The 22,789-nt window shown below is 59.8% G+C and carries 21 protein-coding genes; 18 read left to right on the top strand and 3 right to left on the bottom strand.

Translation table 11 applies throughout. The annotated features are described in order from the left end of the window. Nucleotides 1-71: 71 nt before the first annotated feature. The 4 genes from EDB94_RS08465 to EDB94_RS08450 all read left to right on the top strand — a co-directional run bounded on the left by EDB94_RS08465 (nt 72) and on the right by EDB94_RS08450 (nt 5,024). Nucleotides 72-1,592, top strand: a complete 1,521-nt coding sequence (locus tag EDB94_RS08465) for a diguanylate cyclase (protein WP_108018089.1) — start codon at nt 72-74, stop codon at nt 1,590-1,592. 82 nt (nt 1,593-1,674) lie between these two features. Continuing rightward, complete coding sequence (locus tag EDB94_RS08460; RefSeq protein WP_008177122.1) at nt 1,675-2,541, top strand: MBL fold metallo-hydrolase; 867 nt, start codon at nt 1,675-1,677, stop codon at nt 2,539-2,541. Between the two features lie 8 nt (nt 2,542-2,549). After that, entirely contained in the window at nt 2,550-4,283 is a 1,734-nt protein-coding gene (locus tag EDB94_RS08455; protein WP_108018088.1) for a SulP family inorganic anion transporter, read from the top strand. 81 nt (nt 4,284-4,364) lie between these two features. Further along, a complete protein-coding gene (locus EDB94_RS08450) occupies nt 4,365-5,024 on the top strand; it encodes an energy-coupling factor ABC transporter permease (protein ID WP_008177124.1) in 660 nt (219 codons plus the stop codon). A gap of 11 nt (nt 5,025-5,035) precedes the next feature. Here the strand turns inward: EDB94_RS08450 and EDB94_RS08445 are convergent, their stop codons facing one another. From EDB94_RS08445 to EDB94_RS08435, 3 genes are all read right to left on the bottom strand, one after another. Then, complete coding sequence (locus EDB94_RS08445) at nt 5,036-7,168, bottom strand: GGDEF and EAL domain-containing protein (RefSeq protein ID WP_108018087.1); 2,133 nt, start codon at nt 7,166-7,168, stop codon at nt 5,036-5,038. Nucleotides 7,169-7,336: 168 nt separating this feature from the next. Beyond that, a complete protein-coding gene (locus EDB94_RS08440) occupies nt 7,337-7,867 on the bottom strand; it encodes a response regulator transcription factor (RefSeq protein WP_108018086.1) in 531 nt (176 codons plus the stop codon). Next, entirely contained in the window at nt 7,864-9,135 is a 1,272-nt protein-coding gene (locus EDB94_RS08435) for a sensor histidine kinase KdpD (protein ID WP_108018085.1), read from the bottom strand. Before EDB94_RS08435 ends, EDB94_RS08440 begins: the two co-directional genes overlap by 4 nt. A 138-nt stretch (nt 9,136-9,273) precedes the next feature. Between EDB94_RS08435 and EDB94_RS08430 the strand changes: the two genes are divergently transcribed. From EDB94_RS08430 to EDB94_RS08365, 14 genes are all read left to right on the top strand, one after another. Continuing rightward, on the top strand, nt 9,274-11,283 hold the full coding sequence (locus tag EDB94_RS08430; RefSeq protein ID WP_260312540.1) for a TonB-dependent receptor domain-containing protein: 2,010 nt from the start codon (nt 9,274-9,276) through the stop codon (nt 11,281-11,283). Between the two features lie 259 nt (nt 11,284-11,542). After that, nucleotides 11,543-12,991, top strand: coding sequence for a YfcC family protein (locus EDB94_RS08425; RefSeq protein WP_008177132.1), 1,449 nt, complete (start codon nt 11,543-11,545; stop codon nt 12,989-12,991). A gap of 36 nt (nt 12,992-13,027) precedes the next feature. Continuing rightward, on the top strand, nt 13,028-14,257 hold the full coding sequence (locus tag EDB94_RS08420) for an arginine deiminase (RefSeq protein WP_014579102.1): 1,230 nt from the start codon (nt 13,028-13,030) through the stop codon (nt 14,255-14,257). Between the two features lie 18 nt (nt 14,258-14,275). Next, nucleotides 14,276-15,277 (top strand): ornithine carbamoyltransferase, encoded by a 1,002-nt coding sequence (locus EDB94_RS08415; RefSeq protein ID WP_108018084.1) that lies wholly within the window; start codon nt 14,276-14,278, stop codon nt 15,275-15,277. A 1-nt stretch (nt 15,278) separates the two neighbouring features. Beyond that, on the top strand, nt 15,279-16,187 hold the full coding sequence (gene arcC / locus EDB94_RS08410) for a carbamate kinase (protein ID WP_092031271.1): 909 nt from the start codon (nt 15,279-15,281) through the stop codon (nt 16,185-16,187). 12 nt (nt 16,188-16,199) lie between these two features. After that, nucleotides 16,200-17,591, top strand: a complete 1,392-nt coding sequence (gene atpD, locus EDB94_RS08405; protein WP_108018083.1) for a F0F1 ATP synthase subunit beta — start codon at nt 16,200-16,202, stop codon at nt 17,589-17,591. Further along, nucleotides 17,588-17,998 (top strand): ATPase, encoded by a 411-nt coding sequence (locus EDB94_RS08400; RefSeq protein ID WP_108018082.1) that lies wholly within the window; start codon nt 17,588-17,590, stop codon nt 17,996-17,998. The genes atpD and EDB94_RS08400 overlap by 4 nt, the downstream gene beginning before the upstream one ends. Further along, nucleotides 17,995-18,300, top strand: coding sequence for an AtpZ/AtpI family protein (locus EDB94_RS08395; RefSeq protein ID WP_014579107.1), 306 nt, complete (start codon nt 17,995-17,997; stop codon nt 18,298-18,300). The genes EDB94_RS08400 and EDB94_RS08395 overlap by 4 nt, the downstream gene beginning before the upstream one ends. Continuing rightward, the gene (locus EDB94_RS08390; protein WP_041645938.1) at nt 18,290-18,583 is read left to right on the top strand and encodes a hypothetical protein; all 294 of its coding nucleotides are present in this window, start codon (nt 18,290-18,292) and stop codon (nt 18,581-18,583) included. The genes EDB94_RS08395 and EDB94_RS08390 overlap by 11 nt, the downstream gene beginning before the upstream one ends. Next, nucleotides 18,583-19,272, top strand: coding sequence for a F0F1 ATP synthase subunit A (locus EDB94_RS08385; RefSeq protein ID WP_108018081.1), 690 nt, complete (start codon nt 18,583-18,585; stop codon nt 19,270-19,272). The genes EDB94_RS08390 and EDB94_RS08385 overlap by 1 nt, the downstream gene beginning before the upstream one ends. Next, nucleotides 19,269-19,556 (top strand): F0F1 ATP synthase subunit C, encoded by a 288-nt coding sequence (locus EDB94_RS08380; protein WP_014579110.1) that lies wholly within the window; start codon nt 19,269-19,271, stop codon nt 19,554-19,556. Before EDB94_RS08385 ends, EDB94_RS08380 begins: the two co-directional genes overlap by 4 nt. Nucleotides 19,557-19,559: 3 nt before the next feature. Continuing rightward, complete coding sequence (locus tag EDB94_RS08375; protein ID WP_108018080.1) at nt 19,560-20,327, top strand: F0F1 ATP synthase subunit B; 768 nt, start codon at nt 19,560-19,562, stop codon at nt 20,325-20,327. Beyond that, nucleotides 20,320-21,855 (top strand): F0F1 ATP synthase subunit alpha, encoded by a 1,536-nt coding sequence (locus EDB94_RS08370; protein ID WP_108018079.1) that lies wholly within the window; start codon nt 20,320-20,322, stop codon nt 21,853-21,855. The genes EDB94_RS08375 and EDB94_RS08370 overlap by 8 nt, the downstream gene beginning before the upstream one ends. Then, nucleotides 21,839-22,741, top strand: coding sequence for a FoF1 ATP synthase subunit gamma (locus tag EDB94_RS08365; RefSeq protein WP_108018078.1), 903 nt, complete (start codon nt 21,839-21,841; stop codon nt 22,739-22,741). The genes EDB94_RS08370 and EDB94_RS08365 overlap by 17 nt, the downstream gene beginning before the upstream one ends. Nucleotides 22,742-22,789 lie beyond the last annotated feature (48 nt).

Genomic DNA, 22,789 nt, shown 5'->3' with positions numbered 1-22,789 from the left:
TCGGTTTGCTTCCTGTCAGCGTGGGCTACACTCTTTTATGAGCAGGGTGATTCGTCCGTTGGGAGGACAGGGTGTCCAAGGCGTCAAGGTCCGGCAACGGGCAGCAAACCGGTTTGTCTGCCCGTTTTTTCCAGAAACTGGCCTCAGGGGTGCCTGGCGTCCTTTTCATCTATTGGCTGGGTGTAGATCGGGAGTCCCATCGATGCCCCTTCATCAGTGAACGTGTTCAGGCACTTTTTGGCATAGCCCCGTCGGATCTGAATGACAACGCGGATCCGATTTTTGCGATGATCCACCCCGACGACGTTGAGTCCGTCATGGAGAGTATCCGTTTCTCTGCGGATACCCTGAAAACCTGGTCGTATCGCGCGCGGCTCAGACTGCAGAATGGCGACTACGAGTGGTTCGAGGTGAGCTCCGAGCCGGAGCGGCAACCCGATGGCAGTACCCTCTGGTACGGTCAGTTCCATAACATCCAGCATTACAAAAACCTGGAGCAGAGCCTCCGAGAGAGCGAGGCGGAGTTTTCCTTCCAGGCTGGTTTCCAGAGGCTCATTGCCCGCCTTTCCACCGAATTCATCAATCTGGGCTTTGGCACCATTGATCAGTGCATTGATGAGCTCCTGCGATCCATCGGCCTGTTTTTCAAGGTAGACCGGGCCTACCTGTACTGCTTTACCGACGATTACGCCGTAATGACCAATACCCATGAATGGTGCAGGGACGGTGTCCCTGCCCTGATTGAGACCCAGCAGGAGGTATCGATCGAGGATTTTCACTGGTGGCAGGAACAGATCGAGGGCATGGTCAGTGGCAGCCGCGTGGTGTTCATCGAAGATGTCGATCGACTGCCGCGGGAGGCCGCACCCGAGCGGGATCTGCTTCAGGAGCAGGGCGTATCTTCCATGTTCTGTGTGCCCATCCGGGTGCGTGGACGGGTCACCGGGTTTTTCGGCGTTGACTCCCTGCGTCGACGAAGCTGGCGTCTGGATCAGGCCGATCTGTTGATCATCGTCTCCGGCCTGTTGTCGGGTGCTCTTGAGCGCAATCGCCTGGAAGAAGAGCTGCTTAACCAGTCCATTCGTGATCCGCTGACCGGTCTGCACAATCGCCGCTACCTGATGCCAAGGCTGGATGAAATGCTGGGCCGGAGTAACCGTCGGGGAGAACGTTTCGCCCTGGCGATCTTCGACATCGATCACTTCAAGACGATCAACGACTCCATCGGACACCTCGGGGGCGATTATATCCTCCAGCGCTTTGCTGACATCCTGGTGAGCCAGACCCGCTCCATGGATGTGGTTGCCCGTTTCGGTGGCGAGGAGTTCATTGTTGTTTTCAGTGCCGTGGAACACGGGGACGTGAGGCAGTTTGTGCAGCGAATTCTCGAAGCTGTGCATGAGGAAAGGTTTGTGTTCAATGACAAGGACATTCCGGTAACCGTCAGTGCGGGTGTGGCGGGGATCGAAGAGTTCGTTGACCAGCCAGCCACTCCCGATGCCCTGATTGCCGGGGCAGATGACCGGCTTTATTTGGCCAAGCAGGCAGGGCGGGACTGCCTTGTTGATGCATCAGGAACATTGCGCATATAAAAAAAGATCATTTCACCTCATATTACGAAATAGTATATGCTTAGATTAAAATTGATATTCGGATACTCCAGAGGTGACTGCCATGAGCAACCCGATCGTTCAGCATTTTTTTGATGAACCCACCAATACCTTCAGTTATGTGGTGCGCGACCCGGACAGCCAGGCCTGTGCCATTCTCGATTCGGTCCTGGATTTTGATTACGCCGCTGGCACCACCGACGTGCGTTCTGCAGACGAGATTATCGAGTACATCCGCAGCAACGATCTGAAGGTCGAGTGGATTCTGGAGACCCACGTACACGCGGATCACTTGTCGGCCGCGCCTTACCTGCATGAGAAGTTGGGCGGCAAGACCGGCATTGGTGCGCACATCCGAGACGTACAGGAAATATTTGGCAAGGCGTTTAACGCCGGCACCGAATTCCAGCGCGACGGAAGCCAGTTCGATCAGCTGTTCAGAGAGGGCGACACATTCGCCATCGGTGGTCTTGAGGGGCGCGTATTGCATACCCCGGGGCACACCCCTGCCTGCCTGACCTATGTGGTTGGCGATGCCGCCTTCGTGGGTGACACCCTGTTTATGCCGGATTTCGGCACCGCCCGCTGTGATTTCCCGGGTGGCGATGCCCGCACCCTGTACCAGTCTATCCAGAAGGTACTGTCTCTGCCGGCAGAAACCCGTATCTTCCTGTGTCACGACTACAAGGCGCCCGGCCGTGACGAGTATCAGCATATGACCACGGTGGCCGAGCAGCGGGAAGCGAACATCCATGTCCACGAAGGTGTTTCCGAGGAAGAGTTCGTGAAGATGCGGACCGAACGGGACGCGACCCTGGATATGCCGCGGCTGATTCTGCCTTCGGTCCAGGTCAACATGCGGGCAGGCCATATGCCTCCGGCTGAAGACAATGGTCAGGTTTACCTGAAAGTACCGGTTAACCTGTTCTGAGATTCCCGATGAATCTTAAACGCTATCTGCCCATTCTGGATTGGGCCCCAAAATATCGCCGGGACCAGGCCACCAGTGATCTGGTGGCCGCGATCATCGTTACCGTGATGCTCATACCCCAGTCGCTGGCCTATGCCCTGCTGGCCGGGTTGCCTGCCCAGGTGGGTCTGTACGCCAGTATCCTGCCCCTGGTTATTTACGCTGTCTTCGGCACCAGCCGAACACTGTCGGTGGGGCCGGTTGCAGTGGCTTCCCTGATGACCGCGGCGGCCCTGGCGCCTCTTGCGGAGTCCGGCACGCCGGAATACGTGGCCGGTGCCGTTTTACTGGCGGTCATGTCTGGGTTGATGCTGACCCTGATGGGTGTCCTCAGGCTGGGTTTCCTGGCCAATTTTCTCAGCCATCCGGTGATTTCCGGCTTTATCACGGCCTCCGGCATTGTGATTGCTGCCAGTCAGTTGAAGCATATCTTCGGAATCCAGGCCTCGGGTCACAACCTGCTGGAGATTGCTCACTCCCTATTGGGATCCATCGGTGACACCAACCTGGCAACGTTGGGGGTCGGTGCCGGAGCGCTGATTTTCCTGATGCTCGCCCGCAAACGCCTGAAGCCGCTTCTGATGGCAATGGGTTTGGCCCCGAGAATGGCGGATATTCTTACCAAAACCGCGCCGATTCTGGCGGTTCTGGTCACCACCCTGGTGGCCTGGCAGTTCCAGCTTGATGGCCAGGGTGTGCGTCTGGTCGGGGATGTGCCCCGGGGACTTCCCGACTTCACCATGCCCAGCCTGGACATGGGGTTGTGGCAACAGCTGGCGGTCAGCGCGTTGCTGATCAGCGTTGTGGGCTTCGTGGAGTCGGTGTCTGTTGGCCAGACCCTGGCCGCGAAACGTCGCCAGCGTATCGATCCGGACCAGGAGCTGATTGGCCTGGGTACTGCCAACCTGGGCGCCGGTTTTTCCGGCGGCATGCCGGTCACCGGTGGCTTCTCCCGTTCCGTAGTCAACTTTGACGCCGGGGCCGAGACTCCCGCCGCCGGCGCCTATGCCGCTGTGGGTATCGCCATGGCAACGTTATTCCTGACGCCAGCCATTGCCTATCTGCCCCAGGCGACCCTGGCAGCGACCATCATCGTCGCCGTGGCCACGTTGATCGACCTTCCGGCCCTGGGTCGCACCTGGCGCTACTCCCGCACGGACTTCGGCGCCATGCTCGCCACCATCGTGTTGACTCTGGTGCACAGTGTCGAGGCCGGTATTATCGCCGGGGTGGCGCTTTCGATCGGCCTGTTCCTGTATCGAACCAGCCGCCCCCACAGCGCGGTGGTTGGTCGGGTACCGGGAACCGAACACTTCCGCAACGTGCTTCGCCATGACGTGGAGCTGTGCCCGAAGGTAACCTTCCTGCGGGTGGACGAGAGCCTGTACTTCGCCAACGCACGCTTCCTTGAGGAAACGGTTATGGACCTGATGATACGGGAGCCAGAGCTTAAGGATCTGGTGCTGATGTGTCCGGCCGTGAATCTGGTGGACGCCTCGGCCCTCGAAAGTCTGGAGGCAATTAACGAGCGTATGAAGGATGCAGGAGTGAGGTTGCATCTGGCGGAAGTGAAAGGCCCTGTCATGGACAAACTGAAAGGCACGGAACTGCTTTCCCACCTGGGTGGCGAGGTTTTCCTCAGCGCCTTCGAAGCCTGGCAGCGACTCACCGACCTTGGCAAGCAAGAGAGACAGGTCGCCTGATCTGTCCGGGCTCGCTTGCACCGGGGGTGGGGCGAGCCGCTAAGATGTCATACCCGACCCCGTTACTGCGGTACGTTCACTATGGGCATGACTGAAAATCTGCTATCCACCAGCCAGTGGATCATCACGCTACTGCTTTTTCTGGTAATTCTTGTCCGGGCGGTGCGCTCCATTGACTGGCCAGCCTTACGCAAGGACAACGCGCTCCAGCATTCGTTCTTCGGCGCGGCCGTGGTGCTCGGATTCGTCTGGCAGTTGAGGGCAGGCATTTCTCCCGGCCTGGCCATCCACATTTTCGGGATCACGGTGATAACGCTGATGCTGGGGTGGGCGCTTGCGGTGCTGGCGGGATTGCTGGCGCTGGTGATCACGGTCATTACCGGACGAGAACCTCTGATCATGTTTGCGGCCAACGGGCTGATTACCGTGATGGTGCCTGCCATTGTCAGCCACGGAATCATGCTCTGGGAACGCCGGCGGGATTTCCGGAATTTCTTCGCCTATATCTTCTTCTGCGGGTTCTTCGGGGCCGGCATTTCCGTGGCAGCCGCCGGTGGTGTCATGTGCCTCATGCTATGGAGCAGTGGCGTCTACACGTTTGACCAACTGGTGCATGAGTACATCCGTTACCTGCCGTTGTTCATGATTCCCGAAGGGTTCGTGAACGGCACTTTTGTGACTGGCCTCATGGTCTTCCATCCGGACCGGTTGACCACGCTGGACCAGAGACGCTACCGGTAGAGCTTTCCGGCTCAGAGGCCCTTGCCACTGGCGACGGCGGTGCTGAGCAGGTCGCCGGCCTTGCCGGAACGGGCCCTATGCTGCCATTTCCTTCCCCAGCCCAGCACCTCGGTTGCCGGCATGGGGCGGGCGATCCCGTAGCCCTGCACGAAATTGCATCCCATCTGCCTGAGTGTCCGGGCGTGTTCCACGGTTTCAACGCCTTCGGCCAGAACCGGGTGGGCAAACCGCTGGGCCAGGAAGATCACGCTCTCAACGATGGCGCGGTCGCCGGCATCCTCAAGCATGTTGCGAACAAAACTCTGGTCGATCTTGATGATGTCCACCGGAAGCGTACGCAGGTAGGTCAGGGATGAGAAACCGGTGCCAAAATCGTCCAGCGCCACCTGAAGGCCGAGGCTCTGGCAGCGCGCCAGAACGTTGCTGGCTCGCTGGGTGTCCTCCAGTGCAGTCGATTCAAGAACCTCCAGCGTGATCTGGCCGGGTGCCACCTCCGGGTGGCTGTGCAGGTAACTCTCCAGGTAGTCGGCAAATGAGCGGTCCATCAGGTGCGGAGCGCTGATGTTAATGCTGATCGCCAGATTCTCTCCCGCTTCCTTCCAGGCGTTCATCTGGTGAATGGCTTCTTTCAATACCCACTGTCCCAGTGGTACTTCCAGGTGACTGTTCTCGACAATCGGCAGAAATTCGCCCGGTGAAACCAGCCCTTTCTGGGGGTGGTTCCAGCGGATCAGCGCCTCAAAACCGAAAAGCTCGCAATCGGTGACACGGATCTGGGGCTGGAAAAACAGCTCGAATTCCTCGTTTTCCAGGGCCCTGGAGATTTCCATCAACTGATTGCGCCGGTTCCGGCGATGCTCGTCCAGGCCGGGATCGAACAAGTGATACTGATTGCGGCCTTTTTCCTTGGCGGAGTACATGGCCTGATCGGCATGCCGAATCAGACCTTCGGCGTCTGATCCATCTTCCGGGTAGCGGGTAATGCCGAGGCTGGCCGTGAGTGAAACATTCTGATCGCCCACCGTTACCGGATCGCCGACGGTGGCCAGAATGCGCTGATAAACCGCTTCGTGGTTGTCATCGCCCTGCAGCAGGAGGACAAATTCGTCGCCACCGATCCGGGCAACGGTGTCGCCGCTGCGCAGCGCACGGGTCAGTCGCTCGGCCAGGGTGCGCAGGGTCTGGTCACCGGCCGACTGCCCCCATTTGTCATTGATACCCTTGAAGCCGTCGAGGTCCAGATAGCACACCGACACGCTGCGATGTTGCCGGTCGGCGTGGCTGCGGGCTGTGCGCAGTCGCTCTTCCAGCAACTGGCGGTTGGGCAGGCCGGTCAGATCGTCGTAGTTGGCCGCCCGGTCGAGTTCGCGCGCATGGTTCTTGAGTGCGGTGATGTCCGAGAAGGCCGCCACATGGTAATACTGCCCGGGTTCTTCCAGATGCACGCGGCTGATGGATAGCAGTTCCACAAACTCTTCACCGTTTTTCCGGCGGTTCCAGATTTCGCCCCGCCAGTGGTCGGTTTTCTCGATGGTACGCCACATGGACCGGTAGTATTCCCCGGAATGTCGGCCGGAGCTGAGAATCGCCGGGTTGAGGCCCAGAACCTCCTGCCGGCTATAGCCGGTAATCCGCGAAAACGCGGGATTCACATCCAGGATCCGGTTCGACTGGTCGGTGATCAGGATGGCTTCGTGGCTGCGGTCGAACACGCTGGCCGCGATCCGCAGGCCCCGCTCGCTGTTCTTCCTGTCGGAGATGTTGTTCTGAATGGCGATATAACCAGGGTCAACGCCCTGCTCTGTACCTATCGGAACGCAATAGGTATGCACCCAGTAGGGCTGTCCGGCTTTGGTGTAGTGAAGAATGTCTTCTTCAATGATTTCGGCCCGGTGCAGCTTCTGGTTAATGCGCTTGATGGTTTCGGGGTCGGTGTCCGGCCCGTAAAGCACTTCCTTTGGGAGGCATCCGCGCACCTCCTCAAGCTTATACCCCGTGTGTTCCTCAAAGCTGGGGTTAACCCATTCAATGCGGCCGGCATCATTCAGCATCACCAGAAAATTGGGCGTAGCCGCCGCAACCAAGGCCAGGCGCTTGGGGTCGATGTCTGAGGGTGGTGTAATCGTCGTGGGGGATCTGGGCATGAGAGTCAGTAATTTGAGTTTCCGGTCTTTAAATTAACGAACTCTCCTCCCTGTGAGACCTGTTCGAGCGGCCGCATATGCTACCGCAATACCCCTGAAAAACCATGGGTAAATGGTCTAGGTGAATTGATAAATGTCAGTTTTGCGCCAGATACCTATGGTTATAGGTCAGCGCCAGCGCGAGTGCTTCTGGAGCTTTCGTTGCAGGGTACGTCGATGCATGTTCAGGGCGCGGGCGGTGGCAGAGACGTTGCCCTCGTTTTCGTTGAGAACCCGCTGGATGTGCTCCCACTCCATTTCCTCGACCGAGGGCGGCTCCGCCCGGAGATCCGGCGGTGCATCAATCGGCTCGAATCCGGCCAGCAGCTGGTTGACCGTTACCGGTTTGCACAGATAGTTCACCGCGCCACGGCGCATGGCTTCGACCGCCGTGGCGATACTGCCGTAACCGGTCAGCACCAGGATTTCCAGATCCGGATGCGTGTCCAGAATCTCTGGCAGAAGCTGCAGGCCGCTTTCGCCGGCCAGGTTCAGATCCAGTACGCACCGGTGAAAGGTTCCCTCCAGCAGGGCGGCTTTTGCTTCCTGATGCCCGTGGGCAAGCTGTGCTTCGATGCCCTGGCGTCCGAGTGAGCGCTGAAGCACCTGCAGAAAGGCGTCGTCGTCATCAATAAGCAGCCACGCCTGTTGTTTGCTCACGCCTGTTCTCCCGCTAGGCCGTTGGTCGCTGCCGTTATCGGCAGCTCTATGATGATGGTGGTACCGTCCGCACTACCCCGGGCTTTCAGTGTGCCTCCAAGACGCTGGATGGTGGCGTTGGAAAGGAAAAGGCCAACTCCGAGCCCATTCTCCGAACTGACTACCTTGTCCCCGAGCGTACCTTCCGGGGTAGATTCGAGGCCATCACCATGGTCCTCGACAACCAGTTCCAGCCGGCCATCGGCACCCTCACTGGCTGCAACGGCGACCCAGGACGGGCTGGCTGTTACTGCGTTGGCCAACACATTCAGAACGGCCTGATCAAGGGTGGCGTCCACGGCAACCGGGCAGTCCGGCACAGGCTGACGCCATTCAATGGCGGCACCCGGCCAAAGCAGGGTAGCGGATTCCCGAAGACGTGCCACCCAGTCCCGGGCTGGCAGGGTTTCCAGTTGCGCGGTCTTGGCCTGCACGGCCGCCGAAGACAGCTGTTGCAGGTGGGTCGTGCACAGGCCCAGTTGACTTTCCATCAGTGCGAGGTCGTCGGCAATGGGGTCGCCGACCGGGGCAGCGGATTTCATTTCCTCCACCAGCAGCGTCATGGTGTTCAGCGGCGTCCCCAGGCGATGTGCCACTGCAGCAGCCGACAGTCCGAGGGCGATGATCTGCTCATCTCGCAGCCGGGTTTCCCGTATCTGTGCGAGCTGGGCCTGTTGCTGGCGCAGGCGACGTGCCAGGGCACCGACAACCAGCAGCAGGATGGCAGCGGTTGTGGCGAAGGTCACCCACATGCCGACCAGATGTAACTGGGCCAGGTTGGCGTTGTGATGTCCATGGGTGACCGGCGTATGCCAGATCACCAGGGAGGTATAAACCGCAACGCCGGCGACGGTAACGGCAATGCTCTGGCCCAGTGGCACCAGCACAATGGCAACGGCGATAGGCAGCAGCAACAGGGAAACCAGGGGGTTGGTATAGCCGCCCGTCAGGTAAAGCCAGACTCCGATCAAAAGCAAATCGACAATCAGCACCAGGCTGACGGCCTGTGTCGAGCGCGGTGGGCGACGGGTAAACCAGAGCCAGGCCAGGGTTGCCATAACCCCATAGGCGAGGGGCAGGATAACCGCTTCAGCCCGATGGGCCAGGGTTACCATGGTTTCCGCCACGGCGATCGAAATAAGCTGCAGCGCAACAATAGCCAGACGCATGCCCAGCAGATAGCGGGCAGTCTGTTGAAATCCGGTCTGTGAGTGGGTCAGCCATTCCATAGCGGGCATTCTAGCGTTTTTTTCCATCGGGATACGCGGTAATACCTCCGAGGGGATGCGGCATTTGGTCTCAGGCGCTGGCGCCGGCTGATGTTTATGATTGGCGCCAACTATCAGAGCTGGTCAGGATGAGGTTGTATGGCGACGGTAATTGGAACGCGTTTCATCGGATTGTGTGCTGCGGGATTGGTTTCCTTGCCCGCCGGAGTGTTGGCCCAGGAGAGTTCTCCCGACTTGCCGGTCATTCATGTTACTGAGGGGCAGAGCATAGAAGAGGCCTCGAGTACGTTGGCTTCAGAGCCCGTTGAACGTTTGTCCTCTGATCCGTCAGTGTCGCTCTCCCGAATGGGAGGTCGCGGCCTGGAACCGGTGATTCGTGGTCAAAGCCAGGAGCGGGTGGATGTGCTTCTGGACGGTATTCGCGTTGAAGGGGCCTGCCCGAATCGCATGGATCCCCCAACCAGTCGCCTGAGTTCGGCACTGGCGCCCTTGCTCGAGGTGCGCACCAGTAACCAGACCCTTCGCTGGGGCCCGATCACCGGTGGCCAGATTATTGCCACCACAGCAGCGCCAGTCTTCGATGATTCCGCCACCACAGGTCATTTGACGGTGGGCGGCGCGGACAACGGCAATGGCAAACTGGTCAATGGCAGTGCCGCAGTGGGGAGTGACAGTGCCTGGCTTCGGCTCGCAGGCGGTTACGACGAGGCGGACGATTACGAGGACGGCGATGGCAACGAAGTGCGCAGCGCCTACAAGAACTCCGAGGCCCGCCTCGATGCCGCGTGGAAGGCGGATAACGGGTTCTATATCAAAGGCCTGGTAAGCCGTCAGGAGGAGCGGGACGTGAAATACGCCGGCTCCGGCATGGATGCGCCGAAAACCGATACCGACATCATGCGACTGGAGCTGGGCTCGCCCGTGGCCAACGGCAACTGGAACCTGCTGTCCTGGCAGGCCGATGTTGATCACATCATGGATAATTTCAGTCTCCGTGAGTCCATGATGAAAATGCTGACCGATTCCGAGACCGAAACCCGGGGCCTCCGTCTGACCCTGGATCAGAGTCCGGATGCCAGAACAGACTGGGCCATTGGTGCGGATGTCGAGACCAATAACTGGCACGCCGAACGGTTTGGCGGCGCGAATCTGGATACGCTGACGTCGGTACTCTGGCCCGACGTGGATCGAGACCGTTTCGGCCTCTTCGCTGAGCGCTTCTACCGGGTAACCCCGGCGTTAAAACTGGGTGGTGGCGTGCGCTACGATCGCGTGGAAATGTCCGCTGGGGCCGCCGATCAGGTGTTTGGTAGTGGCATGATGGCCATGTCTGCCGCCGATGCCTACGAGGCGATCTACGGCACTACCAACACCGATGCGAGCGATGACAACTTCAGTGGCTTTGTAAGCAGCGATTGGCGGTTTTCTCCCATCCAGTCGCTGGTGGTTACGGCAAGCCATAGCGTCCGCAGCCCGGGCGTGACTGAACGCTACATTGCCAGCTGGAACAACATGGATCCGGCAAGACGCTGGGTAGGCAACCCTTCTCTCGACCCTGAGACGCATCGAAAGGTGGAAGTGGCGATGCCTGGCCAGAGCAACGGCTGGCATTGGCGCCCGGCCGTATGGGTGGATCAGGTGGATGACTTCGTCCTGCGCACTCGCAATGTGGATCAGGTCAGCGTCTACCGCAATATCGATGCGCGGCTGATGGGTGTTGAGGCTCAGCTTGGGTGGAGCAACGGCACCTGGAGCACTAACAGCAGTCTGGCCTCGGTACGAGGTGAAAACCGTGACGAAAACAAACCCCTGCCGCAGATTCCGCCGGTGCAGTTTATTCAGACCCTTGGCTGGCAGCACATGGGCCATGGCGTTGAACTGGAGTGGGTGCTGGCCCGCCGACAGGACCGGGTGGACCTGGAATCCGGCCAGGATCCCGGCACCTCGCCAGGCTACGGCGTGCTGAACCTGTCCGGGAGCCACCCGCTCGCCGACTATCTGAGCATCAGCTGGGCAGTGGATAACCTGTTCGACAATACCTGGGCGCCCCATGTTAGCAGGGCCAATACTGATCCATTCAACCCCGAAGCCGTAAGAGTTAATGAGCCTGGCAGGACCCTGCGTGCCGCACTGACAGCCAGGTGGTAAGACCTTGCATGGCGGTTACCCGCTTCTCATAGCCGGCGGGTGACATTCTTGCCCCGAGTGGAAACAACTCCTCCACCCGGGGCTTTTTTATGGTTGATTAAAAATTGCGCTATCTCAATTCAGGAAGCGGCGGGCTGCACTATGCTGGCCTCATGCAGATCCGAACCAGTGGCCATCAGCCGCTGAGGCTGTGTTTGGCTTCTTGAGGTTCCCGGAAGGAACCTGTCTGCACAATGCGATTCACGAAAGGAGACGCATCGTGACTGAAGACGAAAAATTGCCAGAAAATCCCGAAACCGACCTTGCTTCCCGATTCCCCACCGCCTACACGATTCTTTTCGGCCTGATTATTCTGGTGGCCGCGCTGACCTGGCTGATTCCGGCCGGGCAGTATGAGCGCGCCATGAATGAAGAGGTTGGTCGGGAAGTGGCAGTTCCGGGCACCTACCAGACCGTTGATCCGAATCCCCAGGGGTTCGTTGATGTCCTGATGGCACCCACAGCCGGGTTCTACGACCCCGACAGTTACGTTGCCAATGCCATCGATGTCGCCATGTTTATTCTGTTCCTGGGTGGTTTCCTCGGTGTGATGAATGCGACCGGAGCTATTGATACCGGCATTCGCAGCGCGATGCGGCATCTGAAAGGCCATGAGATCTGGATGATTCCGATACTGATGGTGCTCTTCGCCATCGGTGGCACCACCTACGGGATGGCAGAGGAGACCCTGGCTTTTTACGCCATTCTGATTCCCGTGATACTTGCGGCCGGCTACGACGCCGTTACAGGCGTTGCCATCATCCTGATCGGAGCGGGTATCGGCGTGTTGGGTTCAACCATCAACCCGTTCGCCACGGTGATTGCAGCCAATGCTGCTGGAATACCGTTCACCGACGGCATCGTGCTCCGTTTCATTCTGCTGATCGGCGGCCTGTTGATCTGTATCGGCTACGTTATGCGATATGCCCATCGCGTAAAAACCGACCCCTCACGCTCGGTGGTGGCAAAGCAATGGGCAGCGCACAAGAAACTGTTTCTGCAGGGAGGTGACCAGGAGATTCACAGCGCCACCCTGACAACCACCCAGATTATTGCACTGGTTATCTTTGCCCTGACCTTTGCCGTGATGATCTGGGGTGTGTCATCCCAGGGCTGGTGGATGGCCCGGATGGGCTCTCTGTTCTTTGGTGCAGCCATTGTGATCGGCATCATCGCACGACTGGGTGAAAAGAAACTGACCGGCAGTTTTGTCGATGGTGCCAGGGATCTCCTCGGGGTTGCGCTGGTGGTCGGCCTGGCCCGCGGCATTGTGGTGATCATGGAACAGGGCATGATCGCCGATACCATCCTGCACAGCGCCGAAACCTCGCTGGGTGGCCTGCCGGAACTGGCCTTTATCAACCTGATGTTCTGGATCGAGGTGGGCATGAGTTTCTTCGTGCCGTCGTCCTCTGGCCTGGCCGTCCTGTCCATGCCGATCCTCGCGCCGCTGGCGGATTTTGCCAACGTCGGGCGGGATCTGGTGGTGACTGCCTACCAGTCTGCCAACGGCCTGGTGAACCTGATCAATCCCACCTTTGCGGTGGTGGTTGGCGGGCTTGCCATCGGGCGCGTGTCCTACGATCGCTGGCTGGCCTTTATCTGGCCCTTACTGCTCATTCTGACCGTGTTTATCACTGTGGTTATCAGCGTCGGCACACTTTTGTGACCCCCGCTGTGACCCTGCGACAAAAGGAGTTTTGTCATGTCTGAACAAACACTTGGAGTGCACTCTGAGACCGGGACCCTGCGCCAGGTCATCATCTGCCGGCCGGGGCTGGCGCACCGGCGGTTGACGCCGTCCAACTGCGATGCCCTGTTGTTCGATGATGTGTTCTGGGTCAAGCAGGCCCAGAAAGATCATGACGTGTTTGCCAGCGTGATGCGTGGTCGGGGCGTGGAGGTGCTGGATGTCAACGAGTTGCTGGCGGAAACGCTGGCCATTCCCGAGGGACGTGCCTGGATTCTTGATCACCGGATCAACTGGAACCATATCGGCGTGGGCATGGTGTCGGACCTGCGCGCCTGGATGGATGAACTCCCCGAAAAGGCGCTCGCCGAATTCCTGATCGGTGGCCTGGAGGTAGGGGATCTGCCATTCGATCCCGTTGGACTGTTCGGCAACCACCTCGGGCGTTTCGGATTCGTGCTGCCGCCGCTGCCCAACTTCCTGTTCACCCGGGATAACAGCGCCTGGGTGTATGGCGGGGTTACTCTCAACCCGATGTATTGGGTTGCCCGCAAGCCTGAGACCTTGCTGATGGCCGCTATCTACCGATTCCACCCGAAATTCGCCGGCAAGGTGAACGTGCATTGGGGCGATCCTCTGGAAGATCATGGACTGGCAACCCTGGAGGGTGGGGACATCATGCCGCTGGGGAACAGAACGGTTCTGGTAGGCATGGGCGAGCGATCCTCTCCCCAGGCCATCGGGCAACTGTCAAAAGCACTCTTTGATGGCGGAATGGTGGATCGGGTAATCGCCTGTCAGCTGCCCAAAACCCGGTCGGCCATGCACCTGGACACCGTGTTTACCTTCTGTGGTGGCAACGTGGTCACGGCCTTCAAGGAAGTGGCCGATGCCGTGATCTGCTACGACCTGCGCCCCGGAGAGGGAGCAAAAACACTGGCGTTCAATCAGGACTCGCGGCATCTGTTTGAGGTGGTCGCGGAGATTCTCGGTTACCCGGCCCTGGAGGTCGTGCCAACCGGCGGTGACACGCCGGAAGAGCGCGAGCGGGAGCAGTGGAACGACGGCAACAATGTGCTGGCCCTGAGCCCGGGTGTTGTTGTCGGTTACGACCGCAACGACGATACCAACGCGGCGCTTTCGGCGGCGGGCATCGAAGTTCTGGCAATACCCGGCGCCGAGCTGGGCCGTGGCCGGGGCGGCGGTCGGTGCATGAGTTGCCCGACCATCCGGGACGCTATCTGACAGCCAGGGAGAAACGCTATGGCATTCAATCTCAAGAACCGACACTTCCTTACCCTGCGGGATTTCAGCCCCAGGGAAATCGCTTTTTTGCTGAAGCTGTCTGCGGATCTGAAGACGGCCAAGTACGCGGGCACCGAAGTGCCCAAGCTCGAAGGCAAGGACATCGCCCTGATCTTCGAGAAGAATTCCACGCGGACCCGGGTCGGGTTTGAAGTTGCTGCCTTCGACCAGGGGGCGCGGGTAACCTACCTGGGGCCGACCGGAACCCACATTGGCCATAAGGAATCGGTGAAGGACACCGCCCGGGTTCTTGGCCGGGTTTACGATGCCATTGAGTATCGGGGGTTCGGACAATCGGTTGTGGAAGAGCTGGCACAGTACGCCGGCGTGCCGGTCTACAACGGGCTCACCAATGAATTTCACCCCACCCAGATACTGGCGGATTTCCTGACCATGCAGGAGCATGTGGAAAAGCCGTTGCGGGATGTGGCCTACGTGTTCATCGGCGATGCCGCCAACAACATGGGCGACAGCCTGCTGATCGGTGGCGCCAAGATGGGCATGGACGTGCGCTTGTGCGCACCAAAAGCCTGCTGGCCTGGCCAGGCCGTTCAGGAGGAGGCCCAGGCGCTGGCGGCTGAAACCGGAGCCCGCATCACCATCACGGAGGATGTTGACGCCGCCGTTGCGGGAGTCGATTTCGTCTATACCGATGTCTGGGTCTCGATGGGCGAGCCAAAGGAAAAATGGGCCGAACGGATCAAACTGTTGATGCCTTACCAGGTGAATGCGGCCCTGATGGCCAAGACCGGCAATCCGCGGGCGCGTTTCATGCACTGTCTGCCGGCCTTTCACAACACCGAAACCGTGGTGGGCAAGGAGATTCAGGAGACCTATTGCATTGACGCCATGGAGGTGACTGAAGAGGTTTTCGAAAGCCCCGCTTCGATTGTTTTCGATCAGGCCGAGAACCGCATGCACACCATCAAGGCCGTCCTCGTGGCGACCCTGGGAGGCTGACATGCTGGTTGTGGCAGCGTTGGGGGGGAATGCCCTTCTGAAACGCGGGGAGCCGCTGACTGCAGAGGTCCAGCGCAACAATGTGCAGATTGCGGCCCGATCGCTGGCCGCGGTTGTCCGGGCCGGCCACGACCTGGTGGTCACCCATGGCAACGGGCCCCAGGTGGGGCTGCTGGCTTTACAGGGCGCCTCCTACAAACCGGATGAGGCTTACCCGCTGGATGTCCTGGGAGCGGAAACCGAGGGCATGATCGGCTACATGATCGAACAGGAGCTGGAGAACGCCCTGGAACATGACCGGCCTGTCGCAACCTTGCTTACCCAGGTCGTGGTGGATCCCAGAGACCCGGCTTTTGAAAAGCCGACCAAGTTTGTGGGCCCGGTCTATGACCGTGAAGAAGCAGAGCGCCGGGCAGCCGCTGCGGGCTGGAGCATTGCGCCGGACGGCGACAAATGGCGCCGGGTGGTGCCTTCTCCTAAGCCCCTGGAAATACCGGACATGCGCGTACTGAAGTTGCTGCTCGACCAGGGCGTAGTTGTGGTGTGTGCCGGGGGTGGCGGAATACCGGTGCTGCGCAGGGACGACGGCAGCATGGTCGGCATTGAGGCGGTCATCGACAAGGATGCCGCCAGTGCCTTGTTGGCCAGGCAACTGGGTGCGGACGCGTTGCTCCTGCTAACGGATGTTGAGGCGGTCTACCGGGATTTCGGGACCGACCGGTCGACGGCGCTTTCGGAATTGACAGTGTCAGAGGCACGTGCCCTCGAGATGCCTGCCGGCTCCATGGGTCCGAAACTGCAGGCCGCCTGCGATTTTGCCCAGGCTGGCGGGATCAGCGGCATCGGGCGCCTCCAGGATGCCGTGGCTATACTTGAGGGATCGGCGGGCACTCGAGTGTCGGCCAAATAAAAGGCATTTGTCATGAGCCACAATGAGTCTCTGGATACCTTGCAGGATGCCGGTACAGGTACCGTGGTGGCCATCCGTGGTGGTGTGGTGAGCGTCAGGTTTCCGGAGCCGGTACCCCAGATACGCGAGCTTCTCTATGCCGGCAAGATTGCGCTTGAGGTGGCCGCGCTTGAAGACCGGGGTGTGGTCCGCTGCATGGCACTGGCTCCGGTAAAGGGGCTCGGCCTGGGGATGCCGGTTCGGGCAACCGGCTCACCGATCACGGTGCCGGTGGGTGATGCCATTCTCGGAAGGATGCTGAATGTGTTTGGTGCGCCGGTCGACAATCAGCCTGTGCCGGCTACCAGCGAGCGCCGCGCGATTCATCAGCTCCCACCCCTGCTGGAAGATCGCGTGGTTCGTAGCCAGATCCTCGAAACCGGCATCAAGGCCATTGATCTGTTATCGCCTATAGAGCGTGGCGGCAAAACCGGTTTGTTCGGCGGTGCCGGTGTCGGCAAGACGGTGCTGATTACAGAACTGATCAACAACACCGTTCAGCAGCACAAGGGCGTCAGCCTGTTTTGCGGCATTGGTGAGCGTTCCAGGGAAGCGGAGGAGCTTTATCGGGAAATGGGTGAGGCTGGCGTGCTCGAGAACACCGTCATGCTATTCGGCCAGATGAACGAGGTTCCAGGGGTCCGGTTCCTGATCGGCAAGACCGCTCTGACCATGGCGGAATATTTCCGCGATGAACAGCATCGGGATGTGCTTTTGCTGATCGACAATATTTTCCGCTTTGTCCAGGCGGGCTCGGAAGTTTCCGGGCTGCTCGGGCGTATGCCTTCCAGGGTTGGCTATCAGCCCACCCTGGCGACCGAGTTGGCCGAGCTGGAGGAACGAATCACCTCCACCCACAGTGCCGCGATTACCTCGGTTCAGGCGGTGTATGTGCCAGCGGACGACTTCACGGACCCTGCCGCCGCCCATATCTTCTCGCACTTGTCCGGCTCTGTGGTGCTGTCCCGCAAACGGGCCAGTGAGGGGCTTTACCCGGCGATTGATCCCCTGGCGTCTTCATCGGTCATGCTCACACCGTCGGTGGTCGGTCAACGGCATTACGACATTGCGCGGGCGGTGCGAAGAACCCTGGCCGAGTACGAAGAGTTGCGGGACATCATTGCCATGCTGGGCATCGAGGAGCTCTCGGCGGCTGACCGAACCACCGTAGCCCGTGCCCGCCGGCTGGAGCGCTTCCTGACCCAGCCGTTTTTTACCACCGCCGCGTTTACCGGTGCCGAAGGCAAGCGGGTGACCATTGCCGAGACCCTCGATGGTTGTGAAGCGATTCTGGAGCAGACCGAATTCGATCAGGATGAGAGTGAGTACTACATGATTGGCGCTTTGCCAGAGGTGGTCGCATGACGCTGGCTGAAGCAATGGACGTCACTATCCGGCTGCCGACCCGAATGCTCTTTGAGGGCAGGGCCCGCAAGCTGTTCGCGGTGGCCGAAAATGGGGCCTTCGGAATGCTGCCCAATCACATCGATTTTGTCACCTCGTTGGTGCCGTCGGTGCTGATTCTGACCCTGGAGGACGGCCATGAGCAAATCTTCGGAATCGACGAGGGCATTCTTGTGAAACAGGGGCACAAGGTGGATGTTGCGATCCGGCGCGGCGCTCCGGGCAAGGATCTGGCGACCCTGCAGGAGAGTGTCCGCAAGAACTTCATTGAGGTGGATGAAGACGAACGGGTGGCCCGGTCAGCCCTGTCCAGGCTGGAGGCTGGCATGGTCAGGCGGTTCGCAGACCTGCAGCGGCCCAAGCCATGACTCAGAAGCGCAGAACGCCGGAAGATGAGATCGGGCGCCGGGCCCGGCGCCTGAAGAAAGCCCGGGAAAACCCCGGGGCAAGCCCGCTGCGCGGTCTGGGTGCCTTCGGGATGATCGGTTGGTCGATCGCTGTCCCGACTGTTGGCGGCGCGTTTCTCGGGCTTTGGCTGGATCGCACCATGCCCCAGGATTTCCCATGGGTGCTTGCGCTGATTCTGGGTGGCGTCACTCTGGGCGGTTTCATCGCCTGGGCGTGGATCGGAAGAGAAAGCAGGGAAGAGGAGGATGGTCATGATGATTGATTGGCAGGGTGTGCTTTGGGGCTTTGGTGCTGGCCTCGTCGTGAGTTTTGTTTATTTTGCGGGCCTCGCAGCGAGTGTGCGTTTTGCCCTGGGCGCATCACGGCCAGTGGCGGTGCTTTTGCCCAGTGCCGCAGTCCGAATTGCACTGCTGTTGAGCGTCGGGTGGCTGGTTACAGCGGGGGCGACCGAGGTCTGGGCGTTCGTGGGCTACGGTGCCGCGTTTTTCGTGGTGCGTTACCTGGCCACTCTTCTTGCGCGAACACCGCATCCGGAGAAAGTCTGATGGAACTGACGCCCGATGAAGCAACGCTCTTCACAATCTGGAGCCTGGATATCAGCGAGACAATCGGCTTCACCTGGATCGTTATGATCCTGCTGACCGTCACGTCCATTCTGATTACCCGGAATCTGCGCCCGGATGTGCCTCCGAACCGCTGGCGCACGACCCTGGAAGTCATTGTGACGGCCATCCAGAGCCAGATCGAGGACATCTCCCCGCGGGCCTCTCGACATGTGCTCTACTTTTCCGGAACCCTGTTTTTGTTCATCGCCTTTTCAAACCTTCTGCTCGTTGTGCCGGGCTTCACACCACCGACGGCCTCGCTGTCGACCACCGCAGCGCTGGCACTGTCGGTGCTGATTGCGGTGCCACTGTTCGGCATTACCCGGCAGGGCATCGGCGGTTATCTGAGGACCTATATAGAACCTTCCGTGGTGATGCTGCCGTTCAATATCATCAGCGAATTCTCGCGCGGCATATCCCTGGCCATCCGGCTTTACGGCAACGTTATGAGCGGTGCGGTGATCGCCGGCATCCTGCTGGGTGTGGCGCCGTTCTTTTTCCCTGTGGTGATGGACATGCTCGGACTGCTCACGGGCCTGATTCAGGCCTATATATTCGCCATCCTGGCGACGGTTTATATCTCATCGGCGACAGCGACAAAGCCTTTGAAGAAGGAGAAAGATAAATGACAGATCTCGCACTCATTGCCATGGTGTCCATCCTGACCGCCGGGCTGACTGTGTCCTTTGGTGCTCTGGGCCCGGCGCTTGGGGAGGGGCGGGCGGCCGCTGCGGCGCTTTCTGCCATCGCGCAGCAGCCGGATTCCGCCTCTACCCTGTCGCGGACCCTATTCGTGAGCCTGGCCATGATCGAGTCCACGGCCATCTACTGTTTTGTCGTGGCGATGATTGTCCTGTTTGCCAATCCGTTCTGGGATCAGGCGCTGCAGGCTGCCCAGTCGGCGGCAGGTTGAATCATGGCCATTGACTGGATAACGGTGCTTGCCCAGATCGGTAATTTCCTGGTGCTGGTATGGCTGCTCAAACGTTTTCTGTACAAGCCCATCCTGAACGGTATCGATGCCCGTGAGACCGAAATCGCGACTCGTATGGGTGAAGCCGAGGTGGCGCGAAAAAAAGCGGCCGCAGCAGAGGCTGCCTTTGTCCAACAGAAACAGGCATTGTTGGTCGACAACTCCGAGCAGGCCGAGCGGATTCGCGAGCAGGCAGAAAAGGAGAAAGATGCCCTGCTTGCAGCCACACGGGAGAGCCTTGAACGGGAAAAGCAGGAGTGGCAGGCCCATCTGGAGGCCGAGCGGGACCGGTTTATCAGTGAGCTGCACTGTGCCAGCGCCGAAACGCTCTATCAGCTTGTGCGTCGGGCCCTGCACGATCTGGCGGATGAAGACCTGGAAGAACGGATTGGCCTGCATGTCATCAGCAAGCTGAAGCCCCTGGCCCACGAACTGGTCTCCGCAGGTGCCAACGCCGAACAGGCTGTCGCGACCACTCACAAATCGCTCCCGAACAGCACTCAGGAAACCATTCGGGACGCATTGGCCGGCATGGCCCCGGGCCTTGATCTGAAGTTTTCGGTGGATCCGCGTCAGGCTCCGGGGATGATCCTGCGGATCGGCAGTGTGCAGATGGCCTGGACAGTCGACAGTTACACCGACGAGCTGACGGGGATGCTCTCTGAGCGATTGGCGTCGGGTGGCACGGGCTGGGTGCAGAACCATGGCTGAGAGACCCGCGTTGAGCCCGGCCGAAGACTTTCTGGATGCCTTGCTGGACGTTCCGGCCCCATCCCCGGCACTGACCGAAGTAGGAACCGTGGCCGAAGTTGGTGATGGTATTGCAGTTGTCGCTGGCCTGGCCCGGGCCCTGGCGGACGAGCTGCTGGTGTTCGCTTCAGGTGTGCGCGGCGTGGTGCTGGATCTGGAACCGGACCGGCTGGGCGTGATTCTGTTGGGACCGTCCGATCGGATAACGGCTGGGGAGGATGTCTGGCGAACCCATAAGGTATTCAGTGTGCCGGTCGGCAATGGCCTGCTTGGCCGCATTCTCGATGCAACCGGGGGCCCGCGGGACGGCAACGGGAGTGTCGCGTCGACCGCTGAGCGGCCGGTGGAGGCCAGCGCACCGGGTATACTCAGCCGGGCGCCGGTCAACCGGCCCCTGGCCACCGGCATCAAGGTCATCGATGGCGCGGTCCCTATCGGATTGGGGCAGCGGGAGCTCATCATTGGGGACCGCCAGACAGGGAAAACGTCCATTGCGATCGATACGATTCTTAACCAGGCCCGCTCCGATGTCGTGAGTATTTATTGCGCCATCGGCCAGCGCGGAGACGCGGTTGCCCGTGTTATCGAAACCCTGCGCAAAAGTGGCCAGCTCGCAAACACCGTCGTGGTTGCAGCCGGTGATGAGGATGCCCCAGGGTTAGCCTATGTTGCGCCCTATGCCGCGATGACTATGGCCGAATACTTTGCGGACCAGGGGCGTGACGTGCTGGTGGTTTTCGACGACCTGACTCACCACGCGCGCTCCTATCGCGAGTTGTCGCTGCTACTGCGGCGCCCGCCGGGGCGCGAGGCTTTCCCCGGGGATATATTCTACGTACATGCCCGTTTGCTTGAGCGGGCAGGACAGTTCACTCCAGAAGCCGGAGGCGGTTCCATTACCGCTTTGCCGGTTGTCGAAACCCAGGCAGAGAATCTCTCCGCCTACATTCCGACGAATCTCATTTCGATTACCGACGGACAGATCTACCTGTCCCCCAGGCTGGTGCGAAAAAACCAGTTCCCTGCGGTGGATATCGGGCTTTCCGTGTCCAGGGTCGGAGGCAAGGCCCAGCATCGGGCGTTCCGGGAGGTGGCAGGAAATCTACGTGTCACCCTGTCCCAGTTCGAGGAGCTGGAGGATTTTGCCCGATTCGGAACCCGGCTGGACGACAACACCAGGGCCCGTCTGACCCGCGGGGTAGCGGTCCGGACCGCATTGCGGCAGCCCGAGCGGGATCCCATGCCGGCTGTCGAGCAGCTTCTGGTATTGATGGCTGCCCTGGAAGGGCTGCTCGATGGTCTTTCAGAGAACGAAGTTGCCGAGACCATGATCAGGATGCGCAACAGTGTGGGTGACTCCCTGAAAGATGTAGACGAGAGTATTCGACAGAATCGTTCGCTGGAGGAAGCGGAAAAGCAAAGCCTGTTGCGGGTGGCCACGACAGCCCTGGCAATGTCAGGAGAGGATCGTCATGGCCCAGACGCTTGAAACCCTGTCCAGGCGGACGGACACCCTTGGCAGCATTCGCAGCATTGTTCATACCATGAAAACCATGTCTGCGATCAATGCAGTGCCCTATGAGCATGCCGCCCGATCCATTGAGTCTTATCACCAGACTGTGCTGGACGGTCTGCGGGCATTTGTCGCGAAAACCGGGCCTGTGTCTGTGCCGGACGTCGCTCAGGCCGAACGGCTTTTGGTGGTGTTCGGTTCCGATCACGGTTTGTGCGGCAACTACAACGAAATACTCGCAGAAAGCGCAAGGTCGGAGTCATTGAAGGCCGGTAGCCCGGCCCGTGTTCTTTGCGTGGGTGCGCGTATGGGCGATGCGCTCGGCGATCAGGGCATCCGCCCTGAGTTTACCTTCCTGCCGCCGGCATCGGCCGATGGCATCGGACGCCTGGCCAGCGACATAGTGACGCGACTGGACGAAATCGGGGGTGGCGATGTGCATAACAGGATCGCTGTGACCCTGGTGTTCACCCGACGAGCCGACAAAGGACAACGTGAACCGGAAATAAGCCAGTTGCTGCCGCTGGAGCCCACGTTGTTGTCAGGTTCCGGGGCGTCTGGCTGGCACTCCCGCTCCCTTGCCGATTACACGATGCCGCCAGCCCCATTGTTCGCGGCGCTGCTGCGTAACCACATATTTGCCAGCGTTTTCCGCGCGTCGGCCGAAGCGATGGTTACGGAGAACGCGGCCCGCCTGGCCCTGATGCAACAGGCGGAGCAGGCGGTTGATGACCGGCTTGAGGAGGTGGGCGGTCAGTTCCGATTGGTACGGCAGGACGAAATAACCAACGAACTGATGGACATTATTGTTGGCTTTGAGGCCCTCAAGAAGCCATCCGTCGTGCATTCCAGCAGTTCGTAGAATGCTCTCGGCTCCCATTTTTGATAACCTTTAGATATTACCTAATAA

It is taken from the genome of Marinobacter sp. 3-2, from assembly GCF_003751355.1.
GTDB classification, from domain to species: domain Bacteria; phylum Pseudomonadota; class Gammaproteobacteria; order Pseudomonadales; family Oleiphilaceae; genus Marinobacter; species Marinobacter adhaerens.
The sequence above is the reverse complement of the archived record's forward strand: the minus strand, read 5'-3'. Positions and strand labels throughout refer to the sequence as shown.

Bases quoted from the DNA above. Each gene is read 5' to 3' on its own strand.
- EDB94_RS08460 (WP_008177122.1), top strand. From the start codon at position 1,675: ATGAGCAACCCGATCGTTCAGCATTTTTTTGATGAACCCACCAATACC.
- EDB94_RS08455 (WP_108018088.1), top strand. From the start codon at position 2,550: ATGAATCTTAAACGCTATCTGCCCATTCTGGATTGGGCCCCAAAATAT.
- EDB94_RS08450 (WP_008177124.1), top strand. From the start codon at position 4,365: ATGGGCATGACTGAAAATCTGCTATCCACCAGCCAGTGGATCATCACG.
- EDB94_RS08445 (WP_108018087.1), bottom strand. From the start codon at position 7,168: ATGCCCAGATCCCCCACGACGATTACACCACCCTCAGACATCGACCCC.
- EDB94_RS08435 (WP_108018085.1), bottom strand. From the start codon at position 9,135: ATGGAATGGCTGACCCACTCACAGACCGGATTTCAACAGACTGCCCGC.
- EDB94_RS08430 (WP_260312540.1), top strand. From the start codon at position 9,274: ATGGCGACGGTAATTGGAACGCGTTTCATCGGATTGTGTGCTGCGGGA.
- EDB94_RS08420 (WP_014579102.1), top strand. From the start codon at position 13,028: ATGTCTGAACAAACACTTGGAGTGCACTCTGAGACCGGGACCCTGCGC.
- EDB94_RS08415 (WP_108018084.1), top strand. From the start codon at position 14,276: ATGGCATTCAATCTCAAGAACCGACACTTCCTTACCCTGCGGGATTTC.
- arcC (WP_092031271.1), top strand. From the start codon at position 15,279: ATGCTGGTTGTGGCAGCGTTGGGGGGGAATGCCCTTCTGAAACGCGGG.
- atpD (WP_108018083.1), top strand. From the start codon at position 16,200: ATGAGCCACAATGAGTCTCTGGATACCTTGCAGGATGCCGGTACAGGT.
- EDB94_RS08400 (WP_108018082.1), top strand. From the start codon at position 17,588: ATGACGCTGGCTGAAGCAATGGACGTCACTATCCGGCTGCCGACCCGA.
- EDB94_RS08395 (WP_014579107.1), top strand. From the start codon at position 17,995: ATGACTCAGAAGCGCAGAACGCCGGAAGATGAGATCGGGCGCCGGGCC.
- EDB94_RS08390 (WP_041645938.1), top strand. From the start codon at position 18,290: ATGATGATTGATTGGCAGGGTGTGCTTTGGGGCTTTGGTGCTGGCCTC.
- EDB94_RS08385 (WP_108018081.1), top strand. From the start codon at position 18,583: ATGGAACTGACGCCCGATGAAGCAACGCTCTTCACAATCTGGAGCCTG.
- EDB94_RS08380 (WP_014579110.1), top strand. From the start codon at position 19,269: ATGACAGATCTCGCACTCATTGCCATGGTGTCCATCCTGACCGCCGGG.
- EDB94_RS08375 (WP_108018080.1), top strand. From the start codon at position 19,560: ATGGCCATTGACTGGATAACGGTGCTTGCCCAGATCGGTAATTTCCTG.
- EDB94_RS08370 (WP_108018079.1), top strand. From the start codon at position 20,320: ATGGCTGAGAGACCCGCGTTGAGCCCGGCCGAAGACTTTCTGGATGCC.
- EDB94_RS08365 (WP_108018078.1), top strand. From the start codon at position 21,839: ATGGCCCAGACGCTTGAAACCCTGTCCAGGCGGACGGACACCCTTGGC.